Source organism: Persicitalea jodogahamensis, from assembly GCF_014651615.1.
GTDB classification, from domain to species: domain Bacteria; phylum Bacteroidota; class Bacteroidia; order Cytophagales; family Spirosomataceae; genus Persicitalea; species Persicitalea jodogahamensis.
Window position 1 is genome coordinate 1,237,181 of sequence record NZ_BMXF01000001.1, and the last position, 17,326, is coordinate 1,254,506.

Annotated in this window: 15 protein-coding genes; 2 read left to right on the plus strand and 13 right to left on the minus strand. The window is 51.6% G+C overall.

Translation table 11 applies throughout. The features are described 5' to 3' along the window. The first annotated feature begins 201 nt into the window (after positions 1 to 201). Positions 202 to 879 carry a porin family protein gene (locus tag IE117_RS05070; RefSeq protein WP_189563230.1) on the plus strand — a complete coding sequence of 226 codons (678 nt, stop codon included), beginning with the start codon at positions 202 to 204 and terminating at the stop codon, positions 877 to 879. A 79-nt stretch (positions 880 to 958) separates the two neighbouring features. Here the strand turns inward: IE117_RS05070 and IE117_RS05075 are convergent, their stop codons facing one another. The 7 genes from IE117_RS05075 to IE117_RS05105 all read right to left on the minus strand — a co-directional run bounded on the left by IE117_RS05075 (position 959) and on the right by IE117_RS05105 (position 9,668). After that, positions 959 to 4,612, minus strand: a complete 3,654-nt coding sequence (locus tag IE117_RS05075; protein ID WP_189563231.1) for an ABC transporter permease/M1 family aminopeptidase — start codon at positions 4,610 to 4,612, stop codon at positions 959 to 961. 90 nt (positions 4,613 to 4,702) lie between these two features. Further along, positions 4,703 to 5,596 carry an ABC transporter ATP-binding protein gene (locus IE117_RS05080; RefSeq protein WP_189563232.1) on the minus strand — a complete coding sequence of 298 codons (894 nt, stop codon included), beginning with the start codon at positions 5,594 to 5,596 and terminating at the stop codon, positions 4,703 to 4,705. 144 nt (positions 5,597 to 5,740) lie between these two features. Beyond that, entirely contained in the window at positions 5,741 to 6,184 is a 444-nt protein-coding gene (locus IE117_RS05085; RefSeq protein WP_189563233.1) for a DUF2147 domain-containing protein, read from the minus strand. Between the two features lie 126 nt (positions 6,185 to 6,310). Continuing rightward, entirely contained in the window at positions 6,311 to 7,018 is a 708-nt protein-coding gene (locus IE117_RS05090; protein ID WP_189563234.1) for a DUF2490 domain-containing protein, read from the minus strand. Between the two features lie 28 nt (positions 7,019 to 7,046). Continuing rightward, entirely contained in the window at positions 7,047 to 7,748 is a 702-nt protein-coding gene (locus IE117_RS05095; RefSeq protein ID WP_189563235.1) for a DUF1361 domain-containing protein, read from the minus strand. After that, on the minus strand, positions 7,720 to 9,150 hold the full coding sequence (locus IE117_RS05100; RefSeq protein WP_229580349.1) for a DEAD/DEAH box helicase: 1,431 nt from the start codon (positions 9,148 to 9,150) through the stop codon (positions 7,720 to 7,722). The genes IE117_RS05095 and IE117_RS05100 overlap by 29 nt, the downstream gene beginning before the upstream one ends. A 140-nt stretch (positions 9,151 to 9,290) precedes the next feature. Further along, entirely contained in the window at positions 9,291 to 9,668 is a 378-nt protein-coding gene (locus IE117_RS05105; RefSeq protein WP_189563236.1) for a helix-turn-helix domain-containing protein, read from the minus strand. 247 nt (positions 9,669 to 9,915) lie between these two features. Between IE117_RS05105 and IE117_RS05110 the strand changes: the two genes are divergently transcribed. Further along, positions 9,916 to 11,241 carry an outer membrane protein assembly factor BamB family protein gene (locus tag IE117_RS05110; RefSeq protein ID WP_189563237.1) on the plus strand — a complete coding sequence of 442 codons (1,326 nt, stop codon included), beginning with the start codon at positions 9,916 to 9,918 and terminating at the stop codon, positions 11,239 to 11,241. A 249-nt stretch (positions 11,242 to 11,490) separates the two neighbouring features. On the opposite strand, the gene IE117_RS05115 is transcribed toward IE117_RS05110, so the two are convergent. From IE117_RS05115 to IE117_RS05140, 6 genes are all read right to left on the minus strand, one after another. Beyond that, complete coding sequence (locus IE117_RS05115; protein WP_189563238.1) at positions 11,491 to 12,051, minus strand: type II toxin-antitoxin system HigB family toxin; 561 nt, start codon at positions 12,049 to 12,051, stop codon at positions 11,491 to 11,493. Positions 12,052 to 12,175: 124 nt separating this feature from the next. Then, positions 12,176 to 13,339 carry a site-2 protease family protein gene (locus tag IE117_RS05120; protein WP_189563239.1) on the minus strand — a complete coding sequence of 388 codons (1,164 nt, stop codon included), beginning with the start codon at positions 13,337 to 13,339 and terminating at the stop codon, positions 12,176 to 12,178. Further along, positions 13,329 to 13,964 (minus strand): HAD family hydrolase, encoded by a 636-nt coding sequence (locus IE117_RS05125; RefSeq protein WP_189563240.1) that lies wholly within the window; start codon positions 13,962 to 13,964, stop codon positions 13,329 to 13,331. The genes IE117_RS05120 and IE117_RS05125 overlap by 11 nt, the downstream gene beginning before the upstream one ends. 6 nt (positions 13,965 to 13,970) lie before the next feature. Then, positions 13,971 to 14,924 (minus strand): acetyl-CoA carboxylase carboxyltransferase subunit alpha, encoded by a 954-nt coding sequence (locus IE117_RS05130; protein WP_189563241.1) that lies wholly within the window; start codon positions 14,922 to 14,924, stop codon positions 13,971 to 13,973. A 222-nt stretch (positions 14,925 to 15,146) separates the two neighbouring features. Beyond that, a complete protein-coding gene (locus tag IE117_RS05135; protein ID WP_189563242.1) occupies positions 15,147 to 16,580 on the minus strand; it encodes an MBL fold metallo-hydrolase RNA specificity domain-containing protein in 1,434 nt (477 codons plus the stop codon). Positions 16,581 to 16,890: 310 nt separating this feature from the next. Continuing rightward, positions 16,891 to 17,235 carry a hypothetical protein gene (locus IE117_RS05140; RefSeq protein ID WP_189563243.1) on the minus strand — a complete coding sequence of 115 codons (345 nt, stop codon included), beginning with the start codon at positions 17,233 to 17,235 and terminating at the stop codon, positions 16,891 to 16,893. Between the last annotated feature and the right edge of the window lie 91 nt (positions 17,236 to 17,326).

The window sequence follows — 17,326 nt, forward strand, 5'->3', positions numbered from 1 at the left end:
TGAATGCGCTAATGAACAGCCCTTATCTACAAGAGCTACGTACTCTTGTAAAGAGCGACGGGTTGTATAAATACTATATGGGAGATAAATTTTCTGGTACGATACAAATAAGAATCGTCCACAAGGAAAAAAGAAAAAAGGGTGACAATGGGAAACTGTATCCATCCGTTTGGATAGGTATGAACCAGAAACTACCATCCTATGAAAAACTCCCTCTTGCCTGCGCTGGTACTCGGCGCGCTTTTCTTTGTCCAGCCCGCAGATGCTCAAGTACGCTTTGGCGTGAAGGCTGGCGTCAATGCTTCCAACGTCAAGTTTCAGCGCGATCCCGATTTTGACCCTCTACCGGGGTACCAGGGGGGGCTTCAGGCGGAGATCAGCTTGTCTCCGAACTTCTCCGTTCAACCCGCTCTGCTTTATGTCACAAAAGGATTCAGTTCTATGTTGGAGTTCCGTAATCAGCAGGGTACATTAACGGGAAATTTTCGGGGTACTTTCCGGCCCAACTACCTTGAACTCCCGGTACTGGTATTGTACAAGTCGCAAGTCAGTAATACCTGCAAAATTTTCGGAGGCTTAGGGCCGTACACAGCGGCGGGCCTTGGGGGTAAATCCAGTTTTAATACTCAGTCAGTAGGATTTAACCAAAAGATCCTATTCGGACCTAAAAAAAACCGTCCCGAAGGCACTTATAACCGCATGGATCATGGTCTAGTCGCAGCGGCTGGGGTAGAAGTGGGAAGAATTTCGCTGGCGGTCAATTATAGCCACGGCCTGACGGGCATCGCGCCTGTTGATCACCGGGCTGATGTTATCAGTTTCTACAACCGCAGCCTGGGCTTGACGGCGGGGTATTGGTTTGGGAAAGCGCGGATATGAGTGGTTCAAATCTTTCATTTAGTAAAAATCCCGGAACTACTTAGCTCCGGGCTTTACTTTTTCAACTAAGAACGCTGAACTAAGAATTCTCGCCCCCCGCCTCACTTACCGACTTCGTATTATCATCCGGGTGGCGGTCGATGAGCTTATTGATCGGATCGATACCCGCCTTGGTCGGCTTTTCACTCACCATTACTTTCACCGTATTCTCTTTCTTCGTCACTTTGTGTTTTTGTAAGTAAAGAAGTTTGTCTTCACCGTCTTTATTTTTCCCATAAACACCCACGTCGAACCACTGCGTATTCAGCGGTAAAGGGCGCTCATTACCCGCACTATCGGCACGGAACATCTCGGACGTAAATTTCAGCGTTACCTCATACTGCTTATCGTTTTTCTTGACGTAGGTAGCCTCGGTAGCCTTGTTCTCATAAAGCGTAATAGTCTCGAACCAATCATTGATCAGGTACTTTAAAGAGTCCGGCGTTTCGGCGCGGAAATAGCCGATTAGGTCGCGGCTCGTGGGGTAGCGCTTGTTCTTCGAATCGGGTCCGGGGTACTTCCACTCTGCCAAAAACGTGCGCAGAGCGGCGTTGACCTTATCCTCACCGATGTAGTCCTGCAAGGCGTACATGATGACCGACGCTTTGCGGTAATGGATATATTGCTGCCCTTCGGTGAGGGCCATGGGCTGCTCTTTTTTGCTCTCGCTGGAACGACCGCCCAGGTAGCTATCCATTTCGTATTTCAAAAATTTCTGCATGATTTCGGGCGGGAAACTCTGCTTCATTACCATCAGCGCCGAGTACTGCGACTGGGATTCCGAGAGCATGGCGTTACCCTTTACGCTGGCTTCGGGTACTTGGTGGCCCCACCACTGGTGCGCCACCTCGTGGGCGGTTACGTAAAAAGGCATGTCGAGATCCTCGTCCGGGTCACTGATTTTCTGGATAAAGCCGATGCCTTCCGAGAAAGGTACCGTATTGGCGAATGACTGCGCGAAACTGGAATACCGGGGAAACTCCATAATGCGCATCTGCCGGAACTGGAAGGGCGCATAGTTTTTGGAATAATAGGTCAGCGCCTTCTTCATCGACGTCATCATCTTGTCGAGGTTGTACTCGTGGCCCTTGTTGTAATAGATTTCCAGCTTCACGGGCTGACCGTTGGAGTTTTTCCAAACATCGCGCTTTACCTCATAACGGGCCGAGACGATAGAATAAAAATTGACCATCGGCACATCCATTTCGTAGTCGAAGTACCTTCGTCCGTTTTCCGTCCATTCTTTTTTCAGGTAGCCGGGTGCAATGGCGGTTTGGTCTGGGGCAGTACCAATTACCATCTTGAAACGGATGTAGTCAGCGTCGTCGCCGAAGAGGTTCTGGCTCAGACCGCGTGGGTCGTCCTGCTCCATCATGCGCTCTTTTTCGGGTAGTTTGTACTTGCGGCGCAAATCGTCACTGCTCAGTTCGCCACCTTCTTCGTAGCCTAGCGACGGGAAATAGCCGTTGTTAAAAAAAGTACCATTGTTGACGATGTCGGTATTGCCGCCGCCGGAGGTAAACCCTTTGGTGGTGAAATTGACCTTGAACTCCATCTTCACCGAGTCGCCGGGAGCCAGCGGCTTGGCCAGTCGGTAGATCGTGTAGCCAAACTTCTTCCACTCTTTGTTCACCTTTGCCCCACCATTTCCAAAGCGCAGATAGTCGGTTTCTACATCGTTCTGGATGGCTTCCTGAATATGTACATCGGCGAGGGACTTGGCCGTTTTGTTTTTTAACCAATAAAAACCCTCAGCGGTAAAGTCGCGGGTCGAGGGGTAAATCTCCACTTTCAGATTAGACTCCACGATTTTGGGTTGCGGGACGCGCTCGTATTGCTTCAACGTTTTTTCGTAGTCTACCTGCCGCTGTTCTCGCTCCTCCGAAGTGTAGTAGTCGTTGAGTTTGTTGGTGTTGTAATACACAAAGAAGCCCGTCCCGATCGTCAGAATCAGCGCCGCGAAGGCCGTGACCAGAATGGGGCGGGTCAGTCGGTTACGGCCCAAACGCAGCCGGGTTTGCAGGATGCTATCGGTACCACGCACCGCGAAAACGACCGCCAGCACAAACAGCACTGCCACGAAACCGAACCAGTAAAGTTTCAACCAGGAAAAACGGGCGAAGAAGTGACCGAATCGATTCATATCGGAATAGTCTCCCAGGCCACCGCTGTTGAAAACGACGAGCGGATGGCGTATACCCATGGCGCCCATCGTGATCATGACAATAAAAAACAGGAACATCAGCGCGTAGCCAACAAACTTACTGTTGGCCATCACCTGCACGAAAAAGGCCAGCAGGGTGTAGGCCACCAGGAACGACATCGTGGAAGTGAAAAGACTTTTGAAGTACAACCCCACCTCATAGTTGTAGTACCCCATGGCGGTTTGGACGGCCATGCCCATCAGAATAAGTACCAACAGAATGCCCGTGTACAGCAGCAACATGGCGATGAACTTGGCCGCGAGATTGACCCAATCGGGAATGGGCAGCGCATCCATGATGAGGTTCATGCTGACGGCCCGCTCGCGCCAGATGAGTTCACCGGAGTAAAAAACGATGATGACAAAGAAGAAAATATCGAACTCGCCGAGTAAGCCCAACACGTTGGCCGTGATCGGGTACGAACTCGTGCCGTACATTTTGCCAAAATAAAACGCACTGACAATCAGGTTGATCAAACCCACGCCCACGATGCCGATGAAGGGCACGTCTTTCATGGTAGTTTTGGCGTAGAAAATCGCCTGCTTCCACATCATTTTCAGGTAACTACCCGAAGTGAGAATCTGCTGTACCAGCGGAATGCGGATGCTCTCGGGGTTGAAGCGCGCTTTCTCGGCCACCACGGCTTTGGTCTTGCGCCAGCTCTTGCGCACCACGCTGAAGCTGAACCCGAAGTATGTTCCTGCCAGAATCAATACCGCAACGCCCATCCAAACCAGGCGATTCCAGAGTAGTACACCCTGTAAAGGTACCAGTTGCGTATTTTTCTGGGCGGGCGTCCAGTATTCCGTGTAATTGTCGAACGCCTGGAAACCGAAGGGATCGAGCATGGCCGCCAGGGGCTTGTTCTCGATGTCGCCGAGAATGGTGCCGGCGATTTGGTAAAGTACCAGCAGCACGATACCCTGTAAGTAAATGACGATCGTCTGGCGACTGAGCGTGCCGGCAGCGAAGTAAATAGCCGCCTGAATAAAAATATTGGTAAGGGCGAGGGTCAGGAATGGTTGTATATAGTGCCAAAAATTGAACGGCAACAATTCCTTAGCGTACCAGGATGGCTCCCAGGGCAGATGTTTCCCGACCGCAAAGCCCAGCATCAGCGCCAGCCAGACGGCGCAGAAAATAAGTACCGTCACGATAAACGAACCAATGAACCGCCCGAACAGATAATCGAACTTGGAAACCGGCGTGCTGAACATGAGCGACTCGGTCTTGTGCTCAAAGTCGCGCAGGATCGGCACGCCCATCATCGCCGAGGTGATGAAGGTCATGGCGTAAGTCATGATAGCCATGACCTGGGCGATGTTATAGGGCGAATTTTCTTTTAACTGCCCGCCCGCTCCGCCCCCAATGACGACGTACTTGGAGGTGGCGTAAAAGAAGCAAAGCAGGAAAATGATGGCGAAGTAGATGTAGGTCGCCGGGCGTTTCTTGCGGTAGTTTAGCTCGAAGCGGATGATTTCTAGTAGCATGGGAGGGTAGGTAGTTTCAAAGTTCCAAAGAGACAGAGTTCCAGAGTGTCGTTTTCAGTATATACAAATTGAAAGGCAGTTTCAATCCACTCAGGTACTTTGGTATTCTGCTCCTTTGCTACTAAAAATGTAAGAAAAATAGACATCTTCCAGATCACCCTCAATGGCTTCAAAACCTTCGCCGGGGTTAGTATCGGACAGAACATGAACGACGGGCATACCACCAACAAGTTTTTCGGAAATGACGGTGTGAGTCGTGCGCAACGTTTCCAAATCAGCCTTCGGCACGCGCTTTTCCCAGATTTTTCCGACGATGGCCCCGAGGGCTTTTTGCGGACTTCCGTGGTAAAGTACTTGTCCCTGATTGAAAATGGCCATGTCGGAGCAAAGTTCTTTTACGTCGTCCACGATGTGGGTCGACAGGATTACGATGGTATTTTCGCCCAGTTCGCTCAGTAGGTTCAGGAAACGGTTGCGTTCGGCGGGATCGAGGCCCGCCGTGGGTTCGTCCACGATGATGAGTTGAGGATTGGCCAGCAGCGCCTGCGCGATGCCGAACCGCTGCTTCATACCGCCCGAATAACCGCCCAGATTTTTCTTGCGGGCATCGTAGAGGTTGGTTTTTTGCAAAAGCGCTTTTACTGTTTCTTTCCGCTCACTGCGATTGGTGATACCTTTGAGTACCGCCAGGTGATCGAGCAGCGTTTCAGCATCGACTTTGGGATACACGCCGAATTCCTGCGGTAAGTAACCAAGCGTTTTGCGAACTTCGTCCTTCTGAATCAGTACATCAATGTCACCGAGACGAATTGAACCGCTGTCGGGTTCCTGTAAGGTGGCGATGGTGCGCATGAGCGAGGATTTGCCCGCGCCGTTGGGGCCAAGCAGCCCGAACATGCCCTGATTGATGGTGAGATTAACGTCGTTGAGGGCGTGCACGCCATTGGGGTACACCTTGTCGAGGTTTTCGATAACGAGTTGCATGAAAGGACGGTCGAGGGTTTGGATAAGTGATATACTACTTACCAAACATACACAACTGCCAAACAAACCCCAAGTTGACGGGGTGAAATCGAAATAATCAGCGACGAAACTACCTTAGGTTCGGAAGGAAAGCTCTGTGAAGACCTAGTTGCTTACTTTATTGAAGCGCATATTCTTACCCAAAAACTCGACTCCCCAATAGCCACGCACAATAATGGACTTGGGCGACGCCATTCTGACTACAGTGCGGTAGGTACGGCCGGAGTTCGGGTCATAAACCGTCCCGCTGTTCCACTCATCCGAGCCGTTAAACCGCAGGTCGTTCAGCACATTCATGCCCAGCCAGGGTCGGTTACGTAGTTTTGGATTAGGGTTTTCGGTATCGAAGTGTTTCGCCATCGGTGGAGTACCGGGCCTGCTGCAATCGAACCACACTACCTTGCCGGCGTAATGGTCGTTGACTTTGTATACTTCCACCGCCAAATCCTTTTGCTCTGACATCCAGCGGCCAATGATTTGATCGGAGGTAGGGTTGACCTCGGCGGAGCGAATGAAGAATAGTACTGATAAAAAGGCGAGAAATTTCAAGGCTTGTATTTGGTAAGTCGTGTTGTAGGTCAGAAAACGGGAAAGCCCGCCGGAAATTGCGGCAAATGTAGGCTATTTGTCCCGCCAGAAAACAAAAAAAATGGGCTGAAAGTTTTTTGGGAAAAACTACAATGGCCGCAGGGTATGCGTCAGCGTGAAACGAAGATTGTCCCGACGGTAGAGGCGTTGGGCTTTCCGGCCGAGTTGATGGATATTCATGTAGCCCAACTCTATGGCCAGGGCGGGTGAGAAGCGTTTTTCTACCGATAGAAATATCCTGTTCTGATCGAACAGATTCTGATGAAAAGTATTCAGAAAGGCTTCGTCCGATACCCGGAAGGCCAGGTTTTTACCTTTTAGGGCGTAGGTCAGCTGCGCCCGGTAACGGTGTCGGAAAACGAAGCGGTAATCGTCATCGAAACGACCCGTGTGATTTGACAAAAAGCGTTCTTCCGTACGAATCCGTCCGCTCAGAGCGAACCGCGCCGAAAGTAGCCGGCTGTAGGCTGCTTCCTGCCAGATTCGGAATTCGGGTGTGGTCGGGCGAGGCCTGGTTTCTGGAAACTGCGGGCGCTGCAGTGAGTAGGTGAGTCCGCCGCCAAAGTACCAGGTGTTGCTGGGTTTGTAAACAAAATGCAGGTGAGAGATGAACTGGTGCTGGGCGCTGTTGGAGAAAAAATGGCGGGTGTCGGCTTCCGAATGAAGGCTCCATTTCTGGTTGAAATTCAAAATATTGTAGTAGCGTATCCAGTACAGATTCTGGTGAACGATCTCCGGCTGTGCCAGCAGGGGAGAGGCAACCAGGCTCAGCAAAGCCAGTACTATTCTTTTCATCAGAAAAACAAACCGACGTTGGAAAATGCTACCGGGCCGACCGTTCCAGCCAGCGGGTACGGTAGCGCAGCAATACCCAGAGGACAAAGTAAAGCGTTCCGAGCAGTAACCCAAACTCCACGCTCAACAGCAGGGCCGTGCGGTCGTAGACACTGTTCCAGATGTCGTCGAAAAACGATTGGGTATCGTGTAAAATATCCCAACTATTCAACCGCACGATGCGGCCCAGAAAAACGCCAAAGCCACCCAACGGGAAGCTGATTAGCAGCAGGACCAGCCCGATGCTTTTGGAATAGGTGCGTCGCCAGGAACCGTGCATCCAGTAAAGCGAAACCAGCCCGTTAATGAGGCTGATCTGGGCGTAATAAAAAAGCATGATGGCGTCGTGCCAGGTAAGGTCACGGTTGTAGTCTACCGACAGGTGCACCAGGTCGGTGATCATGTAGGGGGCATTGGGAAAAAATGCCAGCCAACACACACTGAGCAGCGCAATCACCAATGGCAGCCGGCCGAATCGCTTCGAAACCGCTCGGGCCAGGAAGGCGATCAGCAGGGGAATCCAGCTCAGGAAGAGGTTCCAGTCGAGCGAAAAATCGACGGCTTCGTTAAACTGAATACGGATCCAATGAAAGACCAACGCCAGCAGACTCAGCCCCGCCAGAAGTAGCAGCGGCAGGAAGTTTGCGAGCGAAAGAAATGGCTTATTCGGTGGCTGGGCTCTGGTCGGCACGCGGCGATTTTCTTTTGTTGCGGGGCTTGCGGCGCCGTTTTTTTTCACCAGTGGAATCAGAAGTACCGCCCGTCGGTGTAGTGACGTCCGACGTAGCGGCGGCAGTTGGTGCACCATCGCCCGAAGTACCTGACGAAGCAGATTTAGAACCTTCGCGTCGTCGTGAGTCTGAGCCGCGTCGGGCATTGCCGCCCCGTGATCGCTGGTTGGAACTACCCCGTCCCCGCGAGCGGTCATTGCCACTGCTGCGATCCCCGAAAACGGGCGCCGGACCCAGACCCAGTTCTTCGGTCATGCTGATGATATTGACGCTGCGTTCCAGCAACCGCTCGATGCCCTGCACGCCGCGCTTGTCGGCCTCCCCCAGGAAGGTAATCGCCGTGCCTTTCGACTCGGCGCGGGCCGTGCGACCAATGCGGTGCACGTAGTCCTCAGGGTCGCGGGGCAGATCGTAATTGACCACGTGGCTGAGGTTGTCTATGTCGATGCCGCGCGACAGCACGTCGGTAGCAACCAGGATCGGAAAAGTACGGTTCTTGAAATCGCGCAGGACGACTTCGCGCTGCGCCTGCTCCGAATCCGACGAAATACCCTCGGCTTTAAAACCCTTGCGGCGTAGCGCCCGCACGATGGAATCGACCGAAGACCGCCGAGAAGTGAACAGTACCATGCTGGGATCGTCGGCCGCTTTGAGCAGATGAACCAGCAGGGGTAGTTTTTGATTTTCCCCGGCCATGTAAAACTGCTGGTCGATGCCGGCGGCAGGCTTTGAAACCGATAGTTGCACCTGCACGGGATCGCGCAGAATTTTCTTGGCAAAGTCCGAAATCTTGGGCGGCATCGTGGCCGAGAACATCAGCGTTTGCCGGTCGTCGGGCACCGATTTCAGGATAGCGAGAATATCGCCCACAAAACCCATATCCAGCATCCGGTCGGCCTCGTCGAGGATCAGGAACTTGATGTGGCTGAAATCTACGTAACCCAGTTGCATGTGCGCCATCAGGCGGCCCGGCGTGGCAATAATGATGTCGGCTCCCTGTTCGAGCGCCTTCCGTTGCTGGTCCCACTCGGGGCCCTTGGTGCCGCCGTAAATGGCAATGCTGGTGGCGTTACAGAAATAGCCTAATCCCTGCACTTGTCCGTCGATCTGGGTAGCCAGCTCGCGGGTGGGTACGATGATGAGCGCCGTGACCTTGTCCTGCGGATGTTGCGTGATGTAGTCGAGCGTCGGGATCAGGAACGCGGCCGTTTTGCCGGTGCCGGTCTGGGCGCAGCCAATGAGGTCTTTTCCTTCTAAAATCGGGGGGATGGCCAGTTCCTGAATGGGGGTAGTCTGGCTGAAATTCATGGCGTCCACGGCATTGAGAATGTCGCCGTGGAGGGCGAGGTCTTTAAATAACAAGGTTCAGTAAATTAAAATAAAAAGATACCGACCTTGTTTCCCCGGCCAGTAAACCGCTTTGATTGAGAGCAAAGATAGGGAATTATTTGGGGAAATAAGGTGGTACATGCACGATTACGAACCTGATTCCGGCGCAGGTACTATGCGCGTTTTTCCAGTAGTTTTATCTTTTCTTCCAACTGCTCGATCTTATCTTCCAGTCGCTTATGCTGCTTCTGCTGGTTCTCCTGCAGGATTTCAAACATTCGCAGGGCGTTGCCCTGCATCACGGTTTCTCCGGTTTGTCCTTCTTCGGGAGCAGGCTGGTGTAAGGTCACCATCCAGTCAGGATCCACCAATTCGGCGGCACTGATTCCGAACACCTCGATGAGCCGGGCAAAGTTTTTGGCAGTGGGGTAGTTTTTATCATTCTCCCAATCGAAGTAAGTACTTTGTGCTACTTTGAGCCATTCGGCTGCCTGAGTTTGGGTAATCTTTTTGTCGGAACGAAGTTTCCGAAGTTTTTCTCCTAAGGTCATGGTGAGGGCAATTTTTGAGTTGAGTTCTTTTGGGCTGTGACATTCTAGCAATAAGGTTTACATAAAAACCCAACCAATCCCAGAAGAAGTAATAGAATAAAATCGGTTTTCCCTATAAAAATTATCGGAAAATCGTAGCTTATATTCCGGGTCTTTCAGACAAATTTGCAGCCTATGCCCCAAAATGCCCTTCTCCAATAATCAATGACAAATTAGAGGAACAAAATTTACTCATAATTGGCAATCAATGAAGGAGGTAATAGCATTTTTTCTACTGGTTAGCGTGCTTTCCTGCAAAGGGCCAGACGATGATGTACTGAAGGATGAGAATGGGGTAGTCACTCGGCTACCCCATCTCTGGAAGTCTTCTACTTCACTGGATGGTGGCCGTGTGTCGGGTATGCAAGCTCAGCATACCTACAACGGGCAATATGTCCTTGCCGCCCAGAGGCCTCCACAACCCGATCAGGGCAGACTTGCCAACAGTTTGGTCCTGAAAAGTTTGGAAGATGGCAAAGATTCTTGGGTTTGGAATGACCGTTTCGATCAGACAGAGGTAGATTATACTGCCAACTATCATGTATATGCTTATCAAAATCTACTACTCTATAAAAACGCCTCTCGTTTCTACTGTATCAACCAGAAGACTGGTCAGACAGTATGGCGGAAAAAAGGGGGAGGCAACTTTGGAGGGTCAATTGGATTAGCAGGTATTGGGCCTCATTATTATTTTCCCGGCACGTCGCCCGAGCTTTATGCTAAGAATCGTTGGGAGGAGAGCATTTACCAGGGCGATATGGCCACAGGTGAAGTCAGGGAAGTCGCCAAGCTGAAAACCTTCCCCGACAGCGTCTGGCATGACCCCAGTGGCTTCGAGTGGATCGCCCGGGGGCGTAGCATCAAGCCCTTCGTGCGGGGTTCTGACACGCTGCTGCTGGTCAGCTACGACCTGCCGGTCAGTCGGCCTTACTACCAGAACACGGCAACTACTGGATATATGAGTCTCTACAATCTCACGCAGCGCAAGTGGGTGTACGAGCGGATGCCGATGCTTAGTGAGGTGAGGACGGGCGAAAAATCCGAAGTTGGTGTAGGAAATTGGCCCAACATCATCAATGACAAGGTATATTTTGCCGTTGGGATGTGGGTAGGCTGCTATGAACTAATGACGGGCAAGCGCGTGTGGTTCCTGCGCGTGACGCCATCGAGCCTGTTTAGTGATATGATTGTGGCCGAGGGCAAGCTGCTGGCCAACGGCCAGAACGCCAAACTCTACGCCATCGACCCCGAGACGGGCAGCGTGCCCTGGGTGCAACGTTCGAGCGGTTTCAGCAGTGCGCTGCACTATCAGGACGGGGTGGTGTACTATATTGAAACCAAGCTTCTGATCGCCACGCGCGTTTCGGACGGCAAGGTACTTTGGGCGCTGGAATGCCCCGATGCCTACACCGAGAACCGCACCGATTCATGGATCACGGGCTTCGTGACGGGCATACCGGGTAAGAATGGCAAAAAGGGGCGCATTTTCGTGAGTACAAACCTGAATGTGTACTGTTTCGAGGCCGCGCAATGAGGAAGCAGGGTGAATGACCTCTTTTTGAAAAGAATTAGATTGAAGAAAGGCCGCTTCCAGTATTGGGAGCGGCCTTTCTTCTTATGACTCAAAAAAATAATCCGCGTCATGCGTTTTCATTTTCCCTACTGCCTTCCTAAATTCCAACGGTAGCAAGGCTTTGGCATCCGAAGACAAATCTGCCGTGTTGTCCAGTACGTCAGATCCTGGTTTTACTTCGAAGTAATTCGATACCAGACAGCCAAACCGTCAAATTTTCTCAAGAATGAAATTTCCGTCGATTCCTAACTTCTCATGAAGTCCCTTAGCAACTTCTACGCTAATCCTTCGTTTGCCATTCATCATTTCCGAAACACGGGAGGCTTCCACGCCCAGAATTACAGCCAGATCTTTACGTTTAAGCTTCATCTCATACATCTTCAACTCGATCATACCAAGTAAAGTAGTTGGAGCTGGAAATGAAATATTATCTTTCTCATATTCCTGAATCTCCTCGGCTAGTGATCTGGCCTCTTTTTGTTTTTCAAGATCATCCCCCATTTCAGAAAGCAGAACGTCTATCTTCTCAAATGCCTGACGGTATTCTTTTTTGTTTTTTATCATGGCTACCAGTCGGTATTTATTACCCTTGATGTTGAACACATAGCGATCGTTGCCGATATAATCTACTGAATTGAAAGTATTCTTCATCGCAGCTAATGAGTTCCACTGTGCTTGCAATGAGACCTCATACCAATTAAGCAGAGCGACAAGCGCATCGAGATGTTTCTCAGCGAAGCCTGTCAGTGCAGCCTTAGCAACAATGACCATGAAAGGAATTTTGTTTCAAAACTAGTATTTTTATTCCAGAAAGTGGAACATCAAGAGCATCAAAAACAGTGAAAGCGACAATAAGCAGCTACTTATTTTCCTACAAAAAACTTTATTTTTCCCTTCACATCCCCACCAGAATAAACGGCTTCGGACTAGCGCAAAGGATAAAAACTACCACCGCCAGCCAACCCAGCAGAATGCGCCTGGTACCCAGCGGGCCGTCGTCGGCAGTTTCGGGGTGATAGACGCCCAGGAAGCGGCCCAACAGGAAGACAAAAAACAGGAAGCCCGAGTACCCTTCCCAGTCGGGACGCAGGTAAGAGACCGCGAATTGCGCGACCACGATACCGAGGCTTAGTATCAGGCCTGTACTTGGGCTATCGGTGATGCGCTTCAGGCAAATGTAGAGGAAGTAAACGTACAGCGCCAGGTAGCCCAGCAGCGTATAGTACTGATCGTCGCTGGACAGCGTGGCGAACTCCTCAGCCTTAAAAAGACCCAGTCCGGCGTAAAAGGCGAAAAGGATAAACAGCGTTGGAGCTACTACATTAAAGCGCTTTTTGCCGAGGAGCCCGTACATGATGTGGCCGCCGTCCAGCTGCCCGATGGGAATCAGGTTGAGGGCCGTGAAAAACAGCGAAATGAAACCCGCCAGCAGGTAAGGGTAGTGAATCATCTCGTAAGGGTGGGGGAGCCGCGCCGGATCGGCTACAAATTCTTTAAACCACCAGAACAGGATATTATCACCCAGGACCAGCATCCCTTCCTGATCTTCGTACACGAATTGCGCGTAGTCCAGCCCGTAGCGAGCGTACTCAGGGTGGATGGTGAAAATATACTCCGGCGGTGGCAGGTGCGTGAAGCCGTACCAAAGTACCCCTAATGCGGCCACAAAACCAGCCAGCGGTCCGGCGATGCCGATGTCAAAAAACTTGACCCGCGACCGGATGACCGACTTGATACGGATGAACGCACCCATCGTGCCGATGCTTTGCGTGAAGCCAAACCACAGCGGAATATAGTAGGGCAGCGTCACCTCCACCTGATGGATTTTGGCGACAAAGTAATGCCCGAATTCGTGGACGGTGAGGATGAACAGGAAGGGCAGCGAGAAGTTGAGGCCTTGCCACAACTCAGGCCAGCTCATCAGCTGGTCCGCCGGAAGGATGCCGAAAGAAAAAAACGATTTCCCATAAATCCACTCCGCCCCGGAGAGCGTGGTAGTTATGAGGGTAACGACAAAAAGTAAAACCTGAATCAGGGTGGTGCGGGCGCTAGGCGACATAGTCTTGCAGGAAGTCCAGCATAGTTAACGGCGGCTGCACATGGAAGGTTTGGATGCCCAGGGCGCGGGCGGCGATGATGTTGTTTTCGTTATCGTCCAGAAAAAGCGTTTCGCCCGCTTCGAGACCCGCTTCCCGCAGTACTTGCTCGTAAATGGCCGGGTCGGGCTTCATCACGCCCATTTCGTAAGAGAGAAAAAGTTTTTCAAAAAGATCGTCCAGTCGCGGCACGCCCGTAGCTTTTTCCAGAATCGTATTAACCGCCTCGATGTGGATGCTGCTGGTGTTGCTGAGCAGGAAGAGGCGGTAGTTTTCGCCCAGTTTCTGAATCATCTCGATGCGGGCGGGCGGGATATCCAGCAGCAGCGAGTTCCAGGCCGTGTCCACTACGGCATCTTCCCAGTCGGGATTTTGCAGTAGTTCACGAACGTAGTTCCGGAAACCGGCGGCGTCCAGTTGGCCCGTCTCGAACTGGCCAAAAAGCCCGGCGGTTCCAAACATCTCCACCACGTCTTCAGGATTACGCCCGCTCAGCTTGGCAAAGGAATGCGCGGCGCGCGGCACGTCGATGTCGATAATGACATTGCCGAGGTCGAAAACGATGTTTTTAATCGGATTGTCTTTCACAAAAAATTATTCAACCACGACACCCATGTCGCAGAATTTGTCGATGCGCTGATTGATACGCTCCTCGGGAGAAAGTTGAGATAATTGACCCAGATGGTCGAGAATGACCCCTTTCAGAATGGCGGCCATGCCTACATGATCAAGGTGCGCCCCACCTAAGGGTTCCGGCACGATCTCGTCGATGAGCTTATTGGCTTTCATGTCGCGGGCGGTGAGTTTCATGGCGTCGGCGGCCTGCTCTTTGTAATCCCAGCTACGCCACAGAATGGTAGAGCAGTTTTCGGGAGAAATCACGGAGTACCAGGTGTTTTCGAGCATCATCACGCGGTCGCCGATGGCGATACCCAACGCTCCACCCGAGGCACCCTCACCGATGACGATACAAATCACCGGTACTTTGAGCATAAACATTTCCTTCAAATTGCGGGCGATGGCTTCGCCCTGCCCGCGCTCCTCGGCTTCCAGACCGGGAAACGCACCCGGTGTGTCGATGAGCGTAATGATAGGTTTATTGAATTTCTCGGCCAGTTTCATCAGCCGCAGGGCTTTGCGGTAGCCTTCGGGGTTGGGCATTCCGAAATTGCGGTGCTGCCGCTGCTTGGTATTACGTCCTTTCTGCTGCCCGATAATCATTATTCCCTGCCCGTTGAGGTTGGCAAAGCCTCCGATCATCGCCGGGTCGTCGCGTACCTGCCGGTCACCGTGGAGCTCGATGAACTCGTCGCACATGAGCTGGATGTACTCGTAAGTATAGGGGCGGTCGGGGTGGCGCGACAGTTGTACACGCTGCCAGCGGGTGAGGTTGTCAAATATCTCCTGCCGTAGTTTGGCAATTCCGCTTTCCAGCGCCGCAGTTGCTGCCGATACATCGATGGTGCTTTCTTCGGCCAACCGCCGCATATCCGCCAGTTTGTTGTCCAGCTCGGCGATGGGTTTTTCAAAATCTAGATAAGTCCGCATTTATTGTGGAATTGTTGATCAGTTTAATTTTGGAATTGTTGGAAAGCGTAGGGAGTCAGTTGTTTAGCGGGGAAGATTAATCGATTTTTATCCACCCTTAGAAGAGGAGAGGTTTTTTGTCAGGCCTGGTGATTTCAGGAAACACAAAGCAAAATTAAAAAACTCTGTTCAGTTTGGTTGTCAACATGGTCTTCTAAACGACTAAACACTTAAATAAAAGCCCTACAAGACATACTCATGGCCCCGCTCAGGGATCGTTACCTTTTCGTATCCCTTCACCGCCAGTGTATCGCGAAAGTCCCGCATACTTTGGGCTTCGCCGTGGATGAGGAAAATATTTTTCAGTTGGTTGGCGTCCTGGTTTCTTACAAAATCCAGGAGATCATCGCGATCGCCATGGCCGCTAAATACGTCAATTTTTTCAATATTCGCCAAGACCTTCTTCTGCTTACCCTGGATCGTGATGCTGTCTTGTCCGTTCAGCAAGCGCCAGCCCAAAGTACCTTCGGAGGCGTAACCGATCATCAGGATGGTGGCATAAGGATTCTCAATATTGGCCGCGATGTGGTGCTCGATGCGCCCGCCCTGCACCATGCCCGACGACGAAATAATGATGCACGGCTCGGCGTAGTTGGAGACCGCCTTGCTGGCGTCGTTGCCTTCGATGTACACCAGGTTCTCAAAGTCGAACAGCATCTCGTTGTCTTCCTTGAATTCGCGCGCTTCCTTATTCAGTAGCCGCGAGTACTTCTGGTGAATCCGGGTACTTCCGAAGCTGAGCGGACTGTCGGTGAAGACTTTCAAGGGCGGCAACTGATGGTCGAGATAGAGCTTATTGAGCGTGTAGAGCAGCGCCTGGGTACGTCCCACACTGAAGGTGGGGATGATGAGCCGCCCCGGAATTTCCACGCAGGTGCGCTGGATGACGTCCATGAGTGCCTCGCCGGGTGGCCGCATGTCTTCATGCATGCGGTTACCATAGGTAGTTTCGCAAATCAGGTAGTCTACCTGGGGGACAGGCTGAGGGTCCACGAGCAGCGGGTAGTTTTTGCGGCCCACATCGCCCGAGAAGCAGAGTGATTTCTTCTCGCCGTCCACATCGTGTACTTCCACCAGGATATGCGCCGCGCCCAGCAAGTGTCCCGCCGGGATATAGGTCACATTGACTCGGTCGGAAATGCGGTACCGCTGGTTGAAGGCCACCGGAAAAAAGTTTTCCATCGCCTGCTTGACGTGCTTCTGCAGGTACAGATCGCGGGGGAAATCTTTGACAAGCGATCCCTTTTTCTTCTTATTGGAAGCCTTGCCGTTGGCCGTGTTCAGCCGCTTCTGGTGCAGCATGGCCGAGTTTTCCAGCAGAATGCCCGTCAGCGAATAGGTGGCTTCGGTACAAACTACCTGGCCTTCAAAGCCTTCTTTGTACAGATTAGGGATATTGCCGGAGTGGTCGATGTGGGCGTGCGTGAGCAGCACCGTGTTTATGAGGGTGGGATCAAAGGGGAAAACGCTTTTTTGTTTGTCGTAAAGGGCTTTTTTCTGCTTTTCGTTCAAGTCAAAATTTAGGCCGCACTCGATCAGGATTCGGTAATCGTCCACTTCGAGCAAATACATACTGCCCGTCACCTGTTGTGTGGCTCCCCAAAATGTTAATTTCATAGAAATAGCTTTAGGCTACAAGCACCATGCTATATGCCTTGGTATACTGTTAATCAAACAGATACTTGTTTTATACTTTGTTTTCTTTTACAAATTTCGAGAATAATGGCAACTATCCCGTCACAGCACTCTGAATTATTTTTTAAATCCTTTGTTACGAAGCGATTAGATGTTCTTGCAGGGCTGCCGGGCCAGAATCGTTCTGCGGTGCCTTCTGAAATCCTCCCGCTCAGGTGTTTCTGCGAACCGACTAGCTCTGCTGGTATTCAGGCAGAACAGCAACGTCTGCAATGATACGCATCGGTCACGTTCAGGAAAACCACCGCAGCACCAGAGTCCAGTCCAGCGTAATGCCTTTGTCCCTGAACTCAAGAAGATAAACTGCTCCCGCCAAAACCAGGTAGCTGATAGCCAGCCACTTTTTCTTTTGCTCGTATTGTGGACGGTTGTGGTAGTACTCATACACCATCGAGGCCGAAAAACCCGTCACCATCAAAAGGATACAGAAAACTCCCGCATCCTGCCGGTAGTGGTGGTAGAGGTGCAGGGCCGGGGCACCGAGCGCGAGGTAAAGCAGCCAGCAGCCAAAACCCGCCCGGTAAAGAAATACACTGAGCCGCCGGTCGTTTTTTATGTCCAGGATTTCTTCGAGCATGGTAGTAACGCTTATTTTGTTGCGTCTTGCCCGACTAGGCAAGTCGTGGCACAAGCTGTTTCAGCATACCACAAAAACAGGTGAAGTTAGC